The organism is Lactimicrobium sp. (assembly GCF_036453465.1).
Taxonomy (GTDB): Bacteria; Bacillota_I; Bacilli_A; order Erysipelotrichales; family Erysipelotrichaceae; genus Bulleidia.
In genome coordinates, this window is the sequence record NZ_JAZHUW010000001.1 from 84,441 (window position 1) to 101,393 (window position 16,953).

Genomic DNA, 16,953 nt, shown 5'->3' on the forward strand with positions numbered 1-16,953 from the left:
CACATGCAGAAAAAGAAGACACGCGCTGAGCTGCTTGCACAGCAGTACCTGTCAAAAAGTGACATCCGGCATCTGCTGATGATGCCATGGGCCACAGCTACGCATGTCTACCAGAAAGCACAGGAACTTGATGATAAAACGCTGAAGTTTCGCGTATATGAGACTCACGTGAGAACATCATCGGTGCTGAAGGTAACAGGGCTAAGTTACAGCCTGCTTGAGAGGCAGATAAAAGGAGAGAGATATGAGAACAGTAATGAGAATTAAGTGGGGCCGCCTGATCGGCGAGATCCTGATCGGAGCGGCATTGGCTATCGGACTTCTGGCAGTGATGGCCGGAGCAGTGCTGCAAGAGAGCTTCAAAATTACACCGCCAACCGCTGAAGAGTTGGCTGAAGATCCGTCACTGGCGGTCTACACGGAGGGATACGGGAAATGATGACTGAGAAGCAAAGAAGAGCAGCGCTTGAAGACGAGACCAACTTCTTCTTTACCCGCAGATTCCCATATCGGGAAGGTGATCCAATCAAGATTACAGAGTTCGAGTTCTATGGCCTGCGGATCTACAAGATGGATATCTATACTACCTGTTTCAATTACGCCGCAAGGCCACAGTTTCATCCTGGATGGCAGTTCCGGTTCTACTTTGTCGATAGCAGAGATGGCACCATCGAAATCATCAGCAAGACGGAAGTGCTTGCCAGAATGAAGGAAGCAGAAAAGAAGGAGGAAGAAGCATGACAATTTTCTTAGCAACAGCAGCAATCGTTTTGTCAGTGGTATTGGCCTTCTGCGTTGCCTTGCAGCAGCGCATGATCGAGGATCTTGACAGAATGGTAAAGATCAATTCAGAGCGCGTCAAAATGACTCAGGACGATCGCAACAGGGACCATACTGACCTGTCTAACTTAAAGGCCAACTATGACAGCACACACCGCCTCGCTTTGCAGGCATATTACGATGTGCAAACCATCATCAACGCCCCGGTAGAAGGTGAGCACGCAGAGGACAGCAGCAATGATCAGATATGAAGAGGACTGCGTTGAGTGCGGTAAGCCGTGCATGACTTCCTGCCCTCTGTACCGTCCCCATCGTCACTACTACTGTGATGTGTGTGGCAATGAGTTTGATCGGGAAGACCTCACTAATGTGGATGGCGTACATGTATGTGGTGACTGCCTGATCGGATATTTGGAAAAGAAAGGAATAATCGGGAGGATTGATGATGACGATTGACGAGCTTGAAACATTCCAGAGAAAGTACCGTTTTAAGAGCACATCCAAAGCAGCCATCGAAGACAGGTCAGCTCTTTCTGACTGGGCATATGGCAGAATCACGCTGCCGGCATTGTTGGCAAGCTTGGCAAAGCACAACGGATGGAAAGATGTGCCGGAAGGCGAACTGTTCACAGAGTACATCGCCACGCTTGGCTATCGGAGACATGAATAAAAAATAAATAGCATAGCAGCAGGTATCATGCAGGGCATCACTCATACTTAGCTGGTCCGGTGCTTACCAGCTCTGCCGCACATCCGGCATCTTGCGATATACAAGAGTAGCTCAAAGCACCAAAAGCAACCCCATATCAAGACTATTGCAAACTCATAATCCCCCTTAATAGCGCACATGTCACTTGGGTGGTGCTTTGCATGATGCCTGCTACTAAATTCAACTAATTATGAAAAATTTATGATTCGATACGGAAAATCACTGTACAAAGACACGGATGTCTACAAGCTGCTGAGGTTTGGAAACCGTGCCGACTGGCTGAAAGGAAGGCTGACAGGCATTGGCGGATCAGATGCATCCGCAGCCATCAGTCATAACCGCTGGAAGAGTGCCAGAGATCTGTGGGCCATCAAGACCGGCAGAGAGCAACAGGAAGACATCAGTGACAGGCCGGTTGTCCGGTATGGAACGGACATGGAGCATGTCCTGAGAGAGTCATTCGCAATCAAGCACAGAGATCAGTACTCAGTCGAGTACATGAAAGACGTTACGTTGCAAAACAATGCCAAGCCATTCATGCTGTACAGCCCGGACGGTCTTCTGGTCGAGAAGAAAACGGGGCGGCATGGGATCCTTGAGATCAAGACGCATCAGGTCAGCAGAAACAGCGGATGGAAAGACTGGGACGGCAAGATCGGCATGGATGAGTACTTCATCCAGGTATTGCATGGGCTGAATGTTACCGGCTTTGACTTTGTGGAAATGATCGTGGAGCTGAGAAGCACGATGGAATACCAGCAGATCAGAACATACCACATTGACAGAGCAGATGAAGGCATTGAAGACACTATGCAGTACATCGATCAGGGAGTCACTGACTTCTGGAACAACTACATACTGACGGATGAAGAACCGCCAGTCATCAAATATCTATGAAAGGAAAAAGACAATTATGGCAGCAGAAAATGCATTGGTTATCCGGTTCTCAACAGCACCGGGAACCGTAGACGAGAATATCGCACAGGTAAGCGCTCAGGTCGATTCCTGGCTTGCCGACTTCCAGAATCTGGCTGATGTGTCAGACGAAGGAAAAGCTGATCTTGACGAGAAGCTGAAGGAACTGAGAGCAGGCAGGAAGACGATTGATGATGAGCGCAAGCGCATCAAGAAGAAATACTTAGAACCACTGGATGCATTTGAGAACAAGGTAAAGCCGATCACAGAGAAGATCGATAAAGCTATTGCCATTGGCAAAGAGCGGTCAGATGAGATCCAGTCAAAGATTGATGAGAAGAAGAAGGCAGAGATTGAGACATGGTGGAATGCCCATAGACCGGGCGGCATCGTGTTCAGCATCGATCAGGTGTGGGACAAGAGATATCTGAATAAGACAGGGCTTGGCATCACCTGGAAGCAGGATCTGCAGGAGAAGATCAGCCGGATCAATAAGGATGAGGATGCCATTGCAAGCATCATCATGGGAGACGTTAACAAGGGCAACTTTGTATCGCTTGACTACTCAAAGAACATGGATCTTGCCGGCGCGCTTAGCCGCTGGGAAGAGCACAAGCAGCAGCTTCAGGCAACCGAACAGCTGCGCAGGGAAGCAGAAGAGCGCAAGGCACAGCTTGAAGCTGAAAGACAGACGCTCGAGAAGGCCGAAAACAAGCCGATACATGCAGATGCCAATGAGCATGAAGAAGTATCAGCACCAGCGACAAATGAAGCTGTGGCAAAGCAGGAAGCTAATCAGGCAGAGCCTGAGCCAACTTACTGGGCCGACTTCACGATTGATCAGGCGCGGCTGCACATTGATCATGCTTCGCTTGAACAGATGAAAGCATTGACGCTGGCACTTAACAACGCATTCGGAAATACCTGGCATGTGGCCAGAGACGAAAACGGAAATCCAAGAAAGGGACACTGAGAGGAGAAATAAATCATGGCAGTTACTAACAGCATCAGACCTGCAGCTGCAAAGCAGGAAACACACGTCACTACATTCATGGCAAATGGCATCGAGGTCAAGCTGACACCTGAGATTGTCAGAAACTATCTGGTATCTGGCGGCGGCAAGGATAAGGTTACGCTGCAGGAGGTTGGCATGTTTATCAATCTCTGCAAATACCAAGGCCTGAATCCCTGGCTTAAGGAAGCATACTGCATCAAGTATGGCAGCGAACCGGCGACGGTTGTGGTTGGCAAGGAAGCCTTCCTCAAGCGTGCCGAGTCCGATCCTAACTTTGACGGCTTTGAAGCAGGAGTTGTTGTTGAGAAGGAAGACGGCACGATTGAATACCGCACCGGAACGCTGATCGTAGACAAAGAAAAGATCATTGGCGGCTGGGCTGAAGTATATCGCAAGGACAGATCACACTCTTACAGGGAAGAGGTCAGCATGCGTGAGTACAGCACCGGCAAGTCTAACTGGGGCACCAAGCCGGCAACTATGATCAGGAAGGTTGCACTTGTCCAGGCGCTCAGAGAAGCATTCCCGGTACGCCTTGGCGGCATGTATACCGCTGAAGAGCAGGGACAGGAAGAGAATGAGCAGCAGACGGCAATGGATGCCATCGATGCTGAGACGGGCGAAGTAAAGCCTGCTGCAGAAGCACCGAAGCCAGCACCGGCTGAGAAGGAAAGCCTGTTCTGATGGGCTACACACTGGCAATTGATCCTGGAACGACGGAGTCAGCGTGGTGCTTGATCGACAGCACTACGCTGCAGCCAGTGCGCTTTGCTAAAGAGTCTAACTATGATGTGATTGAGCATCTAACCGAGATGTACATGAGTACAGATCACATTTGCATTGAAATGCTTGCCTGTTATGGAATGCCTGTTGGCCAGGAAGTACTTGACACATGCAAATGGGTGGGCCGCTTCATGCAGCATCTGATCGATCATGGCGTTGATAAAGATAACGTTGGCCTTGTATTCCGCAAGGATGAGAAGATGACGCTCTGCCACTCCATGAAGGCTACAGACGCAACAATAACGCAGGCATTGGTTGACCGCTTCGCTTACGGCCAGAAGAATCACGGGAAAGGCACCAAGAAGGACCCCGGATTCTTTTATGGCTTCAAAAAAGACATCTGGCAGGCTTATGCGGTCGGCATAACGTACTTGGAAATGAGGAAATAACAATGATCAATAGAGTTGTACTGATTGGCAGGCTGACCAAGGATGTTGAGGTCCGCAAGACGAATTCCGGTCTTTCTGTTGCACAGTTTACGGTAGCGGTTGACCGCAGAGTGTCCCGTGACAGTAATGGTCAGCAGAACGCAGATTTTGTGCCGTGTGTTGCCTGGCGTCAAAGTGCCGATTTCCTTGGGTCTTATGCCAGAAAGGGAAATCTGGTTGGCGTAGAAGGCCGCATTCAGACCAGAAACTATGATGACAAGGATGGCAAAAAGGTCTATGTGACCGAGGTTGTCTGTGACAATGTGCAGCTTCTTCAAAGCAAAGGTGCGTCTCAGGGAACGGATGAGCCTCAGCCCAGATCCTCAGCAGAGTATCGGCAGCAGAAAGCGGAAGAGAAGACAGAGGCGCAGCCCAATCCGTACTCCATGAAGGAGATTAAGAAGAACAGCACAGCGCAGCAGATCGGTGCTGATTCCCTGAGCTGTGGAACGGATACAACCATCAATCCGGACGATCTGCCATTCTAGGAGATGCCATGTCTGATGAAGGATTCATCATAATACAGCGCCGCATTGAGAATTGGCAGTGGTGGGGAAACATCTATGCAATGGCGATCTGGCTGTACATTATCGAGAATGCCAATTGGAAAGATGGCTATTGGAGCGTCACAGGTGAGAAGGTTGAGCGTGGCTGCTTCATAACTTCAAAGCAAAGAATTGCAGAGGAGCTTAACATCAGCAGGAACACAGTAGACAGGTGGCTGAAGCAGTTTGAAAAGTGTGGCCAAATCACATGCCACGTGACAGGTAAGTATACACGAATAAACGTAGTAAACTACGGCAAATATCAAGCTTACGAAAGTGTCAGAGGGCAGGTCATTGAGCAGGAGACTGAGCAGGAGACTGAGCAGGAGACTGAGCAGGAGACTGAGCAGGAGACTGAGCACAATAGAACAAAGAAACAAAGTAACAAAGAAACAAAGGAACAATATAAAAAAGACATGGTCAAATCCGCACCTGCCGGTGCTGAGATTGTTGATGCAGTTGACCTGTGGTTTAAGGAGTTCTGGTCTCTGTACCCGAAGAAAGTTGGGAAGAAACCTGCTGAGCAGAAATTCAAGAAGTGTTGCAAGTCTGAGAAAGACTATGCACAGATCATGTCTGCCCTCAGATCACAGATCGAGGCTAAGTTCTCACACACAGATATGCAGTACATTCCCAATCCGCTGACATGGCTTAACCAGGAGCGGTACAAAGACGAGACTATTGTCTCCACAAAGAAAAATTATCAGGAGAGGATGAGAGAGCTATATGAACAAAACAGAAACAATGAAGATTCTTATGTTGATCCATTCGATCTATCCGCCAAGCAGCGAGATTGATGCAAGCTTTGAGGCGGATGTGTGGACATCACTCTTTCCAGAGTCGTTTGATGTTGTGCTTGCTGCCACAAAGCACTGCCTGCAGACAATGCACTACTGTCCAAAGCCTGCCGACATCAGATCTGCCATGTATGAGACATCAACAGAGATGCTGCCGGAGGATGAGGCATGGAGCATTGCCAGACGTTTCTGGAAGTCCATCTCATCCACACGGCCGTCTGAGATCGAGGAAGACTGGAAGCTGCTGCCGGAAGAAGTGAAGGCAATCTATAAACCTATGGACATGGTGGAGCTTGGCTTCCACCGCACTGTCTCAGACATCGAGAACTTCGAGAGGCAGCGGTTCCACAAGGCATATGAAGCGATGGCAGCCACAAAGAAGAGCAAGGCAATGACAGCAAGAATTGGCTCAGATGATGTTGTGCTGCTGAGCCATGACAAGCCAAAGGAGATCGAATGATCTTGAATTGTATGAAGACAACGATTAGCGTGAATGCCTTGCTTAGACGCATGGCAATTGAGTACATCAAGATGGATGATGCCATCCCAGTTGAAGAAGAAGGCCGCTCAACATTCCGCAATGGTGAGCTGGTCGGCTTCAAGAAAGCAATGAATATTGTGGAGACAATGAGAAATGAAAAAGAAGGCAGAGACAGACATAGCGATTGACAAGCTGCTGAAGCGCATGGGCAAAGATGCATCTGCAATCGCAAGTCTATGCGGTCAGGTTGGGGATACGCTGACATGGTGGCAGGAAGGCAAGGTATGCGACATCATGATCATGGCTTTCCACTGCGGTCAGCTGCAGGAAGCACTTAATCACTATGTCTTTCAGCACATGGATGAAGAGGAGGAGAACGATGAAAGTGAAGATTGATGACGGCGGATATATGCCGAAACGAGCGCATTCAACAGATGCCGGTCTGGATCTATATACGCCAGAGCTGATCGTAGTGCCTGCACATGGAGCATGTGTAGTAGACACAAGAGTGCATCTGGCTATCCCGGCTGGATGGTTTGGCAAGATCGAAAGTAAATCTGGCCTGATGTTCAGGAATGGCATAGTGGTTCCTGGAGGAGTGGTGGACAGCGGATATACTGGCAGCATCATAGTTAAGTTGGAAAACCACACCATGGCACCATACAAGTTTGAACGCGGTGACAAGATCGCTCAGATCATCATCCTGCCGTGTCTGCTTGATGAGCTGCATCAGGTGCCGGATCTTGATGCGACTGACAGAGGTGACGCAGGGTTCGGGAGCACCGGCAGATGACGGATGAAGAGATGAAGCAGTATGTGGATGATCACTGGATCAGCGTGACATTCTGCCATGAGTGCAAGCATCTGAAGTGGGAAATGATGTCCAGTGGATGTCGTGTCAGCTCATGTAGCAAGCTGAAAGTTCCAGTTACTACCACCTTTTGGTGTGCTTTCGGGGAGAAGAAGAAAAGATGATCACAGTGGCTTTTGCACTTCTGCGTGCCATGCTCTGGATGATCTTATGGTTCGTCAGGACACTGGCAATCGCGGCTATCCTGCTCATCTTGATCATGGCGGCGATAGCAGCTTATGCAATGATTAAAGGAAATGATGATGGCGAAGGAGAATAGCATGTCACCTCAAAGCATCCGCACCACAGGAAGGAAGATAAAAAAACATGGCAACAAAGGAAAACAAAGTGGAGCAACACGAAAAGAGAATCAAGATTGAATTGTATAATGATCATTTCGAAAATGCGAAAAGATATCAAATACCTCGTGCGCAACTAATAATTGCAGATATTCCCTACAACATAGGGAAAAATGCATACGGCTCACGATGTGATTGGTATATCGGTGGAGATAAGAAAAACGGAGAAAGCAGTAAGGCAAATTCTGAATTCTTTGATACAGATAAAGACTTCAAGATTTACAACTTCTTTCAATTCTGTACAAGACTTTTGAAGAAAGAACCTAAAGAAACAGGGAAAGCACCATGCATGATAATTTTCTGCTCATGGCAACAATTAACACCTGTTTCAGATTATGCAAAACAATTCGGTTTTAAGCATTCTCAACCGTTGTTCTTCATCAAAAATTATTCTTCACAAGTTCTTAAAGCTAATATGCGTGTTTGTGGCGCAACAGAGTGCGCATTAGTTCTTTACAGAGATAAACTACCGAAATTCAACAACAACGGAAAAATGATTCTAGATTGGTTTAAGTGGGACAGGGATAGTAGATATCCTAAAATACATCCGACACAAAAGCCAGTTGAAGTTATTAAACAACTAGTAGAAATATACACAGATGAATATGACGTTGTGATAGATCCCGTTGCTGGCAGTGGTTCAACCCTTAGAGCGTGTGCAGAACTAAACAGATCATGTTATGGGTTTGAAATTAAGAAAAATTTTTACAAGTTGGCAAAAGAAAATATGCTAACAAATATAACTCCACAATTATTTTGAGAAATGGAGATAAAAGAACATGTATAGAGGTGAATGTGAATGAGGTGTGATTTATGCCCGCTATGCCCAACGCATGGCGAATATGGTGATGATGTGTGCCCGGAGATGGATGGCCCATTAGGAATTGTACACAGAGACGGGATGGGTGGTTGCAAGCATCCGTACAATTGGGTGAAAAAGAGAGACGACGAGTACAGCGACTATCTGGGAAAGATGGGCGAGGAAATGGGAAGAGAAATGATGCAGGAAGGATGCAAAAATGAAGATTGAAAAAAGCGAGCCGTTCTCAAGCGGCACTGAATACGAAGTGTTTTTATACAACTTGTGTGAGAGGTGCGTTCATTACAAGTTAAGAGAAAATGACGGTTTTCCGGAGTTCCCAGAGAATGGCGGATGTCGCATTCTTGACGCGATGGAAAGGGCGCGGTTTGACAGAATGTGGTGGCCGTGCAAAAAGATCGTAACGGAAAAGGATGAGAACGGCGATGTGAAATACTGGCATAAGTGCACCAGCTTTATGAGATCCAAACGGAGTGAAGGCAATGAGGCTGATTAACCCGGACGAGATCCGGTTTGTAGGGGCTCCAATCGCGCCACTTCTTGCTAGAGGGTCCGTGCACTACGAGTGGATAGCATTCCGGGATGAAGTAAATCAAATCCCTAGAATTGAAGCAGAACCAGTGAAGCATGCGCACTGGATCATTAAAGCCTTACACGATGCTAACGGAGAACCCGATTTCGTATGCAGCTCATGCTTTTGTATCTCACCTACACGGGGTTACACCAGGTACTGCCCGAACTGTGGGGCAGAAATGAGTAAGGAGACAGACAATGATTGAAACATTAGAAGAAAAATTCAGCAGAAATACTGCATGGTCAGAAGAATTCAAACGTGGTTATAAAAACGGATACAGTGCAGCAAAATCACACTGGAAATCTGAAATGAAAAAGGCGCTTGACGCTAAAGACCGGGAGAGAGTCAATCTGCTGAAAGTATATCCGTACAATCTGATCCCTTTGATCAATGGAGAAGACGATGACAGCTATCTGCGTATAAACGCCGATGAGGACTACCAAGAACCGAAAAAATACTACTCTCTGGGAATCATGGAAGAAGTCATGAACGAGGTGCTTACTGAACGCGAGAACAAGGTTCTACAGATGCGGTATCAGTGGGGCATGACGCTTGAAGAAGCTGGTAAAGAATGTGGAGTTACCAGGGAGAGAATCAGACAGGTTGAAGCTAAGGCTATCAGAAAGCTGAGATTTCAACAGTACAAAGGTACGTTAAGATGCGTTCCAGAAGCGGAACTGAGAGAAGCGCAAGGTGAAGCAGAGCATTACAAGGCACAGGCAGAATACCTGCAGGCTGAATTGGACAAGATCAGAAATATCACACCAAAACAGAGAGCAGAAGCAGAGAAGAAAGGCACGTGTCTTGAAACTTCGATTGAAGAACTTGATCTGAGTGTGCGGTCATATAACTGCTGCAAACGTGCCGGGATCAATACGCTAGGCGATCTGTGCGGGAAGACATACACCGAAATGCAGAAAGTAAGAAACCTGGGGAAGAAATCACTGCAGGAAATTGAGAAGAAAATGGCAGAATACGGCCTCAGATTCAAACCGGAGGAAGCGAAAGATGAGACTGATTGAAGTCCTCGGTAAGTGCCTTAGCATCGTGTGTACTGCAGTTATTGTGGATATGTGTGCCGAGGAATTAGGATTGTGACGATTGAGGATCTTAAAGAGCTGCGCTATCTTGATTCCGAGATCAAGGCTGTGCAGCAGGAAATCAAAGGCATGTACAACACATACCGGTCTCCGGCATTCGAGAAGATCGGGCAGTCTCCGCTGTCCCCGGGTGATCCTACTTCTGAAGCGGTGCAGAAGATCACGACACTGCAGCAGAAGTATAACCGGATGTTTACAGAGATGGCTGACAAACGGGATCGTATCAATGCCTGGGTTGCCGAGCTTGATGATCCGGAGATCCGCAGCATAATCAGGTGGCACTATCTCAATGGCAAAAGTTGGAAGCAGACCAGCAAACTGGTGTACGGAGCAAACAGCTACTACAACGCAAGGAAGACACTGATGCGCTTCTTCGGCAGGGAGAAGTGACTGTGACGCTCTGAGACAGGCAGAGTATGGCATGCTCAGTCGATCTATACTATTGACGCATAAATTATCATCAAATCAGAGATGTGCCTAAAACGGCCTGAAAACGTCCAATTCAGGCAAGATAAAAAGCGGTCGGCTATTTGCCTTCTGCTTTTTTCTGTACTTTTCTATATCTCGTCCAAATTGTCCAAATTGCCTGTGCTACTATGATACCGTCGAGATCAGCATTGAAAGAGCTGGTCTCTTTTTGTATGGATGACGATGATGTGATCAGAGTGCCGGACGATGAAGATGAAAGCCGTGCGGCGTTACGCCGCCTCGATCAGCTGTATACCTGCCCATGTACGAGCTGCGAGGCAAGGTGCTGGGACACCGGGCACATGCGCAGCTGCCGGCTATATCGCAGATGGTGGAAGGCACAGCATGGCATTAAGTGACAAGCAGGCCAATGCTTTCTATTGGTCAAAGAAGTGGAAGCGCAAGCGTGATGAGATTCTACGGCGTGATCACTACGAGTGCCAGATGTGCAGAGCACGGATCAAGGAGGCCGCTCGCAATGGTGAGCAGCTACATGGTTACGATTCACGCATTCACAGGGCAGTGTGTGTGCACCATATTAAGGAGCTGAAGGATTATCCAGAGTTGGCATTGGATGATGACAACTTGATCAGCTTGTGTCATGTGTGCCATGACAGAATCCATGGCAGAGACAGTGATCATTTGTCTGCTTTCAGGTACACACAGAAATTTCCTGAGAAGGAAGAACTGAAAGAAAAATGGTAACTACCCCCGGTCGATTTTTTGAGTGAATTTGAAACGGACCTAGCGGGCGTTGAGGGGTATAGACAAAACGTCTAAACTGCGCGTAAGAGGTTTCCAGAAAGGAGGATGGACTATGGCAGCCAGGAAAATGACAGAGCAGAAGTTGAGAAAAGCTCTGGTTGAGCAGCTCAAAGAAAAAAATATCATGACAGATTACAACCTGGCCGAAGTCGAGGAGTACATCCGATACTGGAAGGCCAACGAGTTATTGTTTCGAGATATCGAAGAGCGCGGTGTGAAAGTCACTTACCTGACGACTAAGGGCACTGAGACTACCAAGACAAACGAAAGTATCAGTGATGCGCAGAAGAACAGCGCCACGATGCTGAAGATCATGCAGGCATTGGGACTGCAAGATCCGGTGATTAAGGGAAGCAACAGTGACTATCTATGATTTATTTCGTGTGTGGCCTGATTGGTGCCGGTAAAACAACATGGGCAAAGAAGCATTTTCAAACTGTGACTGATGCCGATGAAGAGCGGTCAAAGACAGAACAGATCAGAAAGACACTCACGCTGTCAGAACATGGTGATGTTGCACATATCACTTGCTATCCAACCGAAGAAGAGCGGCTGGTGTTTCCTGATGCCAAATGGATTTGGATTGATACTGATCCGGTGAGGGCAATGACAAATGTCATGACACGAGGACGCATTACTGACATGGTGGATCTTCCACATGTCAGAAATAAAAACGAGATGCTGTATGTCAAGCTGGCAAGCTGCAGTCATCCGATCAGAAGAATAACAGTTTTCAGCGATAACGAAAGGTGGTGATCATATGATTGAATGTGCTGAAATCGATGAATATATTCAGTACATGAACGATCACCCAGAATGGATTAACAAGGATCGCAACCGTTTGATTGACAAAGTTGTGATTCCTACACTGAAGCGTGACGATATCTATTTCGATGCCAAAACGTATCGCAACTGTATCAGATACTGTGAAGCCAATTACTATCCGCTGTTTCCATACCAAAAATTCATCTATGCGTTTGTCTTCATGTACCGGAAGTCAGACGATCAGCCGGTATTTCGTAAGATATTCATCATGATGGGCCGTGGAAATGGTAAAGATGGCATGATGGCACCGTTAGCCAACTTCTTACAGACACCACTATACGGTGTTAAGGGATACAACATTGAACTGGTGGCAAACAGTGAGGACCAGATCAAGGATACGTACAAAGTGCCTTATGACATGTTGTACGGCAATCCAAAATTTAAGGGCAAGTTCTCTGTAACGAAAGAGAAGATCATCAATTTAGAGACGAAATCTGAATTGAAGTACAACACGTCAAACAGCAAAACCAAGGATGGCAAACGTCCAGGCTGCGTGTTCTTCAATGAGATTCACGCTTACGAGAACTATGACAACATCAATGTGTATGAATCTGCTGCCGGTAAGGTTCCTCAGTTTCGAGAAATCATCATCACGACAAACGGATATGTGCGGGAAGGCCCGCTCGATGATACGCTGTCAACATGTGAGCAGATTCTGAGAACCGGTGAGAATCCACTGAGGATCTTTCCATTCATCTGCAGATTGGACAGCAAAAAAGAGGCCGGCGATGAAATGGCCATGCACAAGGCAAATCCTTCCATGGAGTACATGCCTGTGCTTGCCGATGCGATCAGAATGGATTGGCTGGAAGCACAGCAGAATGCATCCAAGCTGCCGGAGTTTCTGACTAAGCGGTGCAACCTGCCCGAAAAGAAGGAACTGGAGGCAGTCACTTCCTGGAATAACATTCTCAAGTGCTCCTACTCTGATCCCGATACAAAGACGCTGAGAGCGTCAGAGGACACAACCGGACAGCTTGCGATCATTGGCATTGATTATGCAGATGTCCGTGATTTTGCATCATGTGGTGTGCTAACCATCGAAAGCGATGGTAGTCATAAATGGAGACAGCATAGCTGGATATGTTCATGTTCTCCATTTTTTAATTCAATTAAATTCCCGATTGCCAATATAGGACAGAAGGGATTTGAAGATTACGAAGTGACAGATGCCCCGTCACTTCCGGCAGATGACATCGTGAGGTACTGCTTAAATCTCATGCAGCAGTACGCTGTGCAGAAGATCACGATGGATACTTATCGGTACACGATCTTTAAAGAGCTGTTTGAACGGTCGGGGATCACGATAGAAAGCAAGGACAATCCGGGCGGTATTGTTCGGCTGGTGCGGCGAGTAGGATCGGCATCCGCAATCATTGCACCACTCATTTCACAGCTATTTGCTGATGGAAAAATCGATTTTGGAGACAGTGCGATCATGCGCTGGTACACAAACAATACGGCGACACAGATCGGGCGGTATGGAAATACCCAATACGTTAAGATCGAGCCGAAACTGAGAAAGAATGATGGCTTCATGGCATTCGTTGCCGCTGAATTTTCTTCCGAGCTGCTAAAGGAACAGGTGATTTATGTTTGATTTTATTTTTCAAAATAAGAATGGCGAGTTGAAAAGCCTGGTTGATCTGATCAGCATCAATCTCGATAAAATCCACCTGTCCGATCTGGCACAGGAAAAGGCGATGTCAATGATTGCCAAGGCAATCGCGAAGAGTGAGATCGTGCTGCTGGATAAGCAGCACAATCAGAGATTTGACCATCAGTACTTTCAGCTAAACGTGCAGCCTAATGACAATCAGACTGGGACGGACTTTTGGTATCAAGCGGCTATGGAGCTGCTTCACAAAGGCGACTGCCTGATCGTCATGGTGAATGGCAAATATTACATTGCACAGTATTATACAGCATCCAACACTGTGCTGTATGGCAAGTCTTACAGTAACGTTTCGGTGTGGGATGGAATAGATTCTTACCGCTTGGATCGGTCATTTACTGAGGCAGAAGTCGTACATCTCAGATATGGCACTGATCAGCTAAGGCTGTGGACCAGGAACGTGCTGAAACTGTACAATGACACGATATCAGCAATCAGGCAGGCAGAAACGATCAGCAATACGCCGTTATTCAAATACAAGATCAATGGGAGCCGTCCGATCTATAAGACGCTGGATGAAAACGGTAATGAGATCACCGTCACGTCAGATTATGTGATCGACAAATTGAAAAAGAAGATCACAGATGGCGGTCTGGTGATCATCCCGGAAGGTGCAGAGGCGAATCTGTCTTACCTGAAGATTGACAGCAATGCATCTGTCGGAGATATGCACACGATGGCCGCTGAGATCAATGAGCAGTGTGCCAAAGCGTTTGATATCCCGCTAGGAGTTTTCAACGGGCAAATAACGGAAAATTCAGACGCAACCAATGAGTTCATCACATACGCAGTACAGCCGATTGCTGAGATCATCGCTGACAGTCTAAACGCTAAGTTAGTTGGCGAAGCTGACTATGTGAACGGCGAAAGAGCGATTGTATGGCTGGCAAAGTTCAAGCACAGAGATGTATTGGACAATGCTGACAAGATAGACAAACTGAGGGCCGATGGATTCTCACTCGATGAGTGCAGAGATTTGGCCGGAATGTGGACGCTTGATACGGACTTCTCAAAGTCTCGTGTGATAACAAAAAACTACTCAACGGAAGGAACCGGGAAGGGTGCTGCTGATGCATCTGATGACGGATCTGATGAATTGGGCAGTGATCAACAAGTCACACAGACAGAACAAAAGAACGTGTCAAAGCACAAAGAAAGGAGGATAAAGCGTGAAAAACGAAGCTAATAGATACTACATGCTTGAGGATGGCGAAGACCATGCTGATCTGTATATCTTTGGTGATATTTCAAGCTGGGGCCAGTGGGGTGAAGATGATCCTACCAGATCCGCTTACAACATTGTCAAAGAGCTGCAGGCAGTACAGGCACCATCTATCAACGTGCACATTAACTCAAACGGCGGTGATGTCAGCGAAGGTCTGGCTATCTACAACACACTGAAAAACAGCGGTAAGACAGTAACCACATACTGTGATGGTTTCGCGTGTTCCGCTGCCAGTGTCGTATTCATGGCTGGAAGTAAGCGCATCATGTCCAATGCTTCACTGTTGATGATTCACAATGCGTGGATGTTCACGATGGGCAATTCGTCCGAATTGCGCAAGCAGGCAGACGATTTGGAAAAGGTGAATCAGACAGCTGTAGAAGTATATAAGAGTGTGGCGAAGATCTCCGAAGATGACATCAAGAAGATGATGGATGAATCAACATGGATCTCAGCAGCAGATGCATTGAGCTATGGTTTTGCCACAGAGATCAGCGGAGAAACAGCCGATGGTGCACCGAAGCAGAGTGCAATGCAAATGATTCATGATCAGCTGACTGCGAAGAAACCAACACCGCAGCCAACACTTGAAGATTTCAAAGAGGCTATGCGTTCCATTTTGAAGGAAGCGCACAAGCCTGAAGAAGTAAAGGAAGAGACAAAGCCTACTGATGGTTGGGCTAATTATTTTGGAGGAAACAGAAAATGAAGATCGATACAAAGACTAAGGAGCAGTTTATCGAAATGCTCAAAAATTCTGAAGACAAGCCTGAAGCTATTTATGACGCTATTTCTGAGTATGTATCTCAGGCAAATGCCGATGTAGTACAGAGCATTCTTGCACAGGCAGAAGAGGACAAGGCAAAGGATGCACGCGATGTTGCAAGATCCTTCCGCCCGCTGACTGCAGGTGAGCGCAAGTTTTATGAGATGATCAAGGAAGGTCCGAAGATGAATGTTACGGGCAGCCAGATCGACTTCATCCCGGCAGAAACGATTGATTACACACTGAACGAGGTAAAGAAGGCATCCGGCATCACTTCCCTGATCACATTCACACCGGCAAACGTTAAGAAATGGCTGTTTGGCAGCAAAACCGGTGCAGCGGCATGGGGCAATCTGACAGATAGCATTACATCTGAGCTCACAGCTGGCATTACTTCCCTGAATATGGATGTATTCAAGCTGTCTGCATTTGTCGTGATTCCAAAGGCCATCCGCGAGCTGGAAGTTGGATACGTTGACAGATATGTAACAGCTATTCTGTCCGAAGCTATGCAGGATGGCATTGTTAAGGGATATCTGAATGGCGATGGTAAGAAGGCACCGGTTGGCATCATGCGGCAGCTCGGCGCTACCGAAACAGACGGCACAGCCAAGGCAAAGACAACTGTCACTACTCTGACTTCCTTCTCTCCGAAGGGCATGGCTGCTGCACTGAAGACACTGTCTCATGGCGGTGTACGCACACTGACACAGCTTGCACTGATTGCAAATCCGGCAGATGTATATGACTATGTCAACCCGGCACTGTATGCTGATTCCATCGTGGCCGGTTATGCTCAGAAGTCTGCGCTGCCTATCACTGTATATGCTGACGCTAACTGTGCACAGGGCACCGCTGTCCTGACAATCCCGGGTGTTTATACCATGGGCTTCCAGGGTGTACAGGTCACCGAGTATAAGGAGACAAAGGCACTGGACGATGCCGACGTCATTATCGCCAAGGTATACGGCAATGGCCGCGCAGCAGATGATGATGCTGCTGTCGTATTTGATCCGACCAAGCTGGCAGAGTATGAGCTGCCTGCGCACAAGACAAAGGCTGCAGCTTAATTA

At 47.3% G+C, this 16,953-nt stretch carries 28 protein-coding genes; all 28 read left to right on the plus strand.

The features are described from left to right. The first annotated feature begins 3 nt into the window (after positions 1-3). A complete protein-coding gene (locus SOI44_RS00440) occupies positions 4-267 on the plus strand; it encodes a hypothetical protein (protein ID WP_331347280.1) in 264 nt (87 codons plus the stop codon). Continuing rightward, positions 257-439 (plus strand): hypothetical protein, encoded by a 183-nt coding sequence (locus SOI44_RS00445; protein ID WP_331347281.1) that lies wholly within the window; start codon positions 257-259, stop codon positions 437-439. Before SOI44_RS00440 ends, SOI44_RS00445 begins: the two co-directional genes overlap by 11 nt. Further along, complete coding sequence (locus SOI44_RS00450) at positions 436-741, plus strand: hypothetical protein (protein ID WP_331347282.1); 306 nt, start codon at positions 436-438, stop codon at positions 739-741. Before SOI44_RS00445 ends, SOI44_RS00450 begins: the two co-directional genes overlap by 4 nt. Beyond that, a complete protein-coding gene (locus SOI44_RS00455) occupies positions 738-1,031 on the plus strand; it encodes a hypothetical protein (RefSeq protein ID WP_331347283.1) in 294 nt (97 codons plus the stop codon). The genes SOI44_RS00450 and SOI44_RS00455 overlap by 4 nt, the downstream gene beginning before the upstream one ends. Beyond that, a complete protein-coding gene (locus SOI44_RS00460) occupies positions 1,018-1,236 on the plus strand; it encodes a hypothetical protein (protein ID WP_331347284.1) in 219 nt (72 codons plus the stop codon). Before SOI44_RS00455 ends, SOI44_RS00460 begins: the two co-directional genes overlap by 14 nt. Then, a complete protein-coding gene (locus SOI44_RS00465) occupies positions 1,223-1,450 on the plus strand; it encodes a hypothetical protein (RefSeq protein ID WP_331347285.1) in 228 nt (75 codons plus the stop codon). Before SOI44_RS00460 ends, SOI44_RS00465 begins: the two co-directional genes overlap by 14 nt. 240 nt (positions 1,451-1,690) lie before the next feature. After that, positions 1,691-2,386, plus strand: a complete 696-nt coding sequence (locus SOI44_RS00470) for a YqaJ viral recombinase family protein (RefSeq protein ID WP_331347286.1) — start codon at positions 1,691-1,693, stop codon at positions 2,384-2,386. 16 nt (positions 2,387-2,402) lie between these two features. Next, the gene (locus SOI44_RS00475) at positions 2,403-3,377 is read left to right on the plus strand and encodes a DUF1351 domain-containing protein (RefSeq protein WP_331347287.1); all 975 of its coding nucleotides are present in this window, start codon (positions 2,403-2,405) and stop codon (positions 3,375-3,377) included. Positions 3,378-3,392: 15 nt separating this feature from the next. Continuing rightward, positions 3,393-4,103, plus strand: a complete 711-nt coding sequence (bet, locus tag SOI44_RS00480; RefSeq protein WP_331347288.1) for a phage recombination protein Bet — start codon at positions 3,393-3,395, stop codon at positions 4,101-4,103. Further along, the gene (locus SOI44_RS00485) at positions 4,103-4,591 is read left to right on the plus strand and encodes a hypothetical protein (protein WP_331347289.1); all 489 of its coding nucleotides are present in this window, start codon (positions 4,103-4,105) and stop codon (positions 4,589-4,591) included. The genes bet and SOI44_RS00485 overlap by 1 nt, the downstream gene beginning before the upstream one ends. Positions 4,592-4,593: 2 nt before the next feature. Beyond that, positions 4,594-5,118: a single-stranded DNA-binding protein gene (locus tag SOI44_RS00490; protein ID WP_331347290.1), complete on the plus strand. Its 525-nt coding sequence runs from the start codon at positions 4,594-4,596 to the stop codon at positions 5,116-5,118. Positions 5,119-5,126: 8 nt separating this feature from the next. Further along, positions 5,127-5,972 carry a helix-turn-helix domain-containing protein gene (locus SOI44_RS00495; protein WP_331347291.1) on the plus strand — a complete coding sequence of 282 codons (846 nt, stop codon included), beginning with the start codon at positions 5,127-5,129 and terminating at the stop codon, positions 5,970-5,972. Further along, entirely contained in the window at positions 5,920-6,432 is a 513-nt protein-coding gene (locus SOI44_RS00500; protein ID WP_331347292.1) for a hypothetical protein, read from the plus strand. Before SOI44_RS00495 ends, SOI44_RS00500 begins: the two co-directional genes overlap by 53 nt. Then, positions 6,429-6,641: a hypothetical protein gene (locus SOI44_RS00505; RefSeq protein WP_331347293.1), complete on the plus strand. Its 213-nt coding sequence runs from the start codon at positions 6,429-6,431 to the stop codon at positions 6,639-6,641. Before SOI44_RS00500 ends, SOI44_RS00505 begins: the two co-directional genes overlap by 4 nt. Continuing rightward, positions 6,607-6,849 (plus strand): hypothetical protein, encoded by a 243-nt coding sequence (locus SOI44_RS00510; RefSeq protein WP_331347294.1) that lies wholly within the window; start codon positions 6,607-6,609, stop codon positions 6,847-6,849. Before SOI44_RS00505 ends, SOI44_RS00510 begins: the two co-directional genes overlap by 35 nt. After that, a complete protein-coding gene (dut, locus tag SOI44_RS00515; RefSeq protein ID WP_331347295.1) occupies positions 6,833-7,246 on the plus strand; it encodes a dUTP diphosphatase in 414 nt (137 codons plus the stop codon). Before SOI44_RS00510 ends, dut begins: the two co-directional genes overlap by 17 nt. 178 nt (positions 7,247-7,424) lie before the next feature. Further along, on the plus strand, positions 7,425-7,583 hold the full coding sequence (locus tag SOI44_RS00520) for a hypothetical protein (protein ID WP_331347296.1): 159 nt from the start codon (positions 7,425-7,427) through the stop codon (positions 7,581-7,583). Between the two features lie 47 nt (positions 7,584-7,630). Continuing rightward, the gene (locus SOI44_RS00525; RefSeq protein ID WP_331347297.1) at positions 7,631-8,422 is read left to right on the plus strand and encodes a DNA-methyltransferase; all 792 of its coding nucleotides are present in this window, start codon (positions 7,631-7,633) and stop codon (positions 8,420-8,422) included. Positions 8,423-8,681: 259 nt separating this feature from the next. Continuing rightward, positions 8,682-8,978 carry a hypothetical protein gene (locus SOI44_RS00530; protein WP_331347298.1) on the plus strand — a complete coding sequence of 99 codons (297 nt, stop codon included), beginning with the start codon at positions 8,682-8,684 and terminating at the stop codon, positions 8,976-8,978. Positions 8,979-9,253: 275 nt separating this feature from the next. Continuing rightward, positions 9,254-10,078 carry a sigma-70 family RNA polymerase sigma factor gene (locus tag SOI44_RS10375; protein ID WP_442914570.1) on the plus strand — a complete coding sequence of 275 codons (825 nt, stop codon included), beginning with the start codon at positions 9,254-9,256 and terminating at the stop codon, positions 10,076-10,078. Between the two features lie 51 nt (positions 10,079-10,129). Further along, positions 10,130-10,546: a hypothetical protein gene (locus SOI44_RS00545; protein ID WP_331347299.1), complete on the plus strand. Its 417-nt coding sequence runs from the start codon at positions 10,130-10,132 to the stop codon at positions 10,544-10,546. A gap of 423 nt (positions 10,547-10,969) precedes the next feature. After that, positions 10,970-11,329, plus strand: coding sequence for an HNH endonuclease (locus SOI44_RS00550; protein ID WP_331347300.1), 360 nt, complete (start codon positions 10,970-10,972; stop codon positions 11,327-11,329). Between the two features lie 112 nt (positions 11,330-11,441). Further along, complete coding sequence (locus tag SOI44_RS00555) at positions 11,442-11,762, plus strand: P27 family phage terminase small subunit (protein ID WP_331347301.1); 321 nt, start codon at positions 11,442-11,444, stop codon at positions 11,760-11,762. After that, complete coding sequence (locus SOI44_RS00560) at positions 11,759-12,145, plus strand: hypothetical protein (RefSeq protein WP_331347302.1); 387 nt, start codon at positions 11,759-11,761, stop codon at positions 12,143-12,145. Before SOI44_RS00555 ends, SOI44_RS00560 begins: the two co-directional genes overlap by 4 nt. A 4-nt stretch (positions 12,146-12,149) precedes the next feature. After that, on the plus strand, positions 12,150-13,814 hold the full coding sequence (locus SOI44_RS00565; protein ID WP_331347303.1) for a terminase TerL endonuclease subunit: 1,665 nt from the start codon (positions 12,150-12,152) through the stop codon (positions 13,812-13,814). Then, the gene (locus SOI44_RS00570) at positions 13,807-15,075 is read left to right on the plus strand and encodes a phage portal protein (RefSeq protein ID WP_331347304.1); all 1,269 of its coding nucleotides are present in this window, start codon (positions 13,807-13,809) and stop codon (positions 15,073-15,075) included. The genes SOI44_RS00565 and SOI44_RS00570 overlap by 8 nt, the downstream gene beginning before the upstream one ends. Beyond that, positions 15,059-15,823: a head maturation protease, ClpP-related gene (locus SOI44_RS00575; protein WP_331347305.1), complete on the plus strand. Its 765-nt coding sequence runs from the start codon at positions 15,059-15,061 to the stop codon at positions 15,821-15,823. Before SOI44_RS00570 ends, SOI44_RS00575 begins: the two co-directional genes overlap by 17 nt. Beyond that, entirely contained in the window at positions 15,820-16,950 is a 1,131-nt protein-coding gene (locus SOI44_RS00580) for a phage major capsid protein (RefSeq protein ID WP_331347306.1), read from the plus strand. The genes SOI44_RS00575 and SOI44_RS00580 overlap by 4 nt, the downstream gene beginning before the upstream one ends. Positions 16,951-16,953 lie beyond the last annotated feature (3 nt).

Excerpts from the sequence above, each read along its gene's own strand:
- SOI44_RS00565 (WP_331347303.1), top strand. The coding sequence starts at position 12,150 with ATGATTGAATGTGCTGAAATCGATGAATATATTCAGTACATGAACGAT.
- SOI44_RS00555 (WP_331347301.1), top strand. The coding sequence starts at position 11,442 with ATGGCAGCCAGGAAAATGACAGAGCAGAAGTTGAGAAAAGCTCTGGTT.
- SOI44_RS00550 (WP_331347300.1), top strand. The coding sequence starts at position 10,970 with ATGGCATTAAGTGACAAGCAGGCCAATGCTTTCTATTGGTCAAAGAAG.
- SOI44_RS00455 (WP_331347283.1), top strand. The coding sequence starts at position 738 with ATGACAATTTTCTTAGCAACAGCAGCAATCGTTTTGTCAGTGGTATTG.
- SOI44_RS00460 (WP_331347284.1), top strand. The coding sequence starts at position 1,018 with ATGATCAGATATGAAGAGGACTGCGTTGAGTGCGGTAAGCCGTGCATG.
- SOI44_RS00580 (WP_331347306.1), top strand. The coding sequence starts at position 15,820 with ATGAAGATCGATACAAAGACTAAGGAGCAGTTTATCGAAATGCTCAAA.
- bet (WP_331347288.1), top strand. The coding sequence starts at position 3,393 with ATGGCAGTTACTAACAGCATCAGACCTGCAGCTGCAAAGCAGGAAACA.
- SOI44_RS00470 (WP_331347286.1), top strand. The coding sequence starts at position 1,691 with ATGATTCGATACGGAAAATCACTGTACAAAGACACGGATGTCTACAAG.
- SOI44_RS00465 (WP_331347285.1), top strand. The coding sequence starts at position 1,223 with ATGATGACGATTGACGAGCTTGAAACATTCCAGAGAAAGTACCGTTTT.
- SOI44_RS00445 (WP_331347281.1), top strand. The coding sequence starts at position 257 with ATGAGAATTAAGTGGGGCCGCCTGATCGGCGAGATCCTGATCGGAGCG.
- SOI44_RS00510 (WP_331347294.1), top strand. The coding sequence starts at position 6,607 with ATGAAAAAGAAGGCAGAGACAGACATAGCGATTGACAAGCTGCTGAAG.
- SOI44_RS00500 (WP_331347292.1), top strand. The coding sequence starts at position 5,920 with ATGAAGATTCTTATGTTGATCCATTCGATCTATCCGCCAAGCAGCGAG.
- SOI44_RS00530 (WP_331347298.1), top strand. The coding sequence starts at position 8,682 with ATGAAGATTGAAAAAAGCGAGCCGTTCTCAAGCGGCACTGAATACGAA.
- SOI44_RS00450 (WP_331347282.1), top strand. The coding sequence starts at position 436 with ATGATGACTGAGAAGCAAAGAAGAGCAGCGCTTGAAGACGAGACCAAC.
- SOI44_RS10375 (WP_442914570.1), top strand. The coding sequence starts at position 9,254 with ATGATTGAAACATTAGAAGAAAAATTCAGCAGAAATACTGCATGGTCA.
- SOI44_RS00440 (WP_331347280.1), top strand. The coding sequence starts at position 4 with ATGCAGAAAAAGAAGACACGCGCTGAGCTGCTTGCACAGCAGTACCTG.
- SOI44_RS00525 (WP_331347297.1), top strand. The coding sequence starts at position 7,631 with ATGGCAACAAAGGAAAACAAAGTGGAGCAACACGAAAAGAGAATCAAG.
- SOI44_RS00485 (WP_331347289.1), top strand. The coding sequence starts at position 4,103 with ATGGGCTACACACTGGCAATTGATCCTGGAACGACGGAGTCAGCGTGG.
- SOI44_RS00520 (WP_331347296.1), top strand. The coding sequence starts at position 7,425 with ATGATCACAGTGGCTTTTGCACTTCTGCGTGCCATGCTCTGGATGATC.
- SOI44_RS00570 (WP_331347304.1), top strand. The coding sequence starts at position 13,807 with ATGTTTGATTTTATTTTTCAAAATAAGAATGGCGAGTTGAAAAGCCTG.
- SOI44_RS00495 (WP_331347291.1), top strand. The coding sequence starts at position 5,127 with ATGTCTGATGAAGGATTCATCATAATACAGCGCCGCATTGAGAATTGG.
- SOI44_RS00475 (WP_331347287.1), top strand. The coding sequence starts at position 2,403 with ATGGCAGCAGAAAATGCATTGGTTATCCGGTTCTCAACAGCACCGGGA.
- SOI44_RS00560 (WP_331347302.1), top strand. The coding sequence starts at position 11,759 with ATGATTTATTTCGTGTGTGGCCTGATTGGTGCCGGTAAAACAACATGG.
- SOI44_RS00490 (WP_331347290.1), top strand. The coding sequence starts at position 4,594 with ATGATCAATAGAGTTGTACTGATTGGCAGGCTGACCAAGGATGTTGAG.
- SOI44_RS00505 (WP_331347293.1), top strand. The coding sequence starts at position 6,429 with ATGATCTTGAATTGTATGAAGACAACGATTAGCGTGAATGCCTTGCTT.
- dut (WP_331347295.1), top strand. The coding sequence starts at position 6,833 with ATGAAAGTGAAGATTGATGACGGCGGATATATGCCGAAACGAGCGCAT.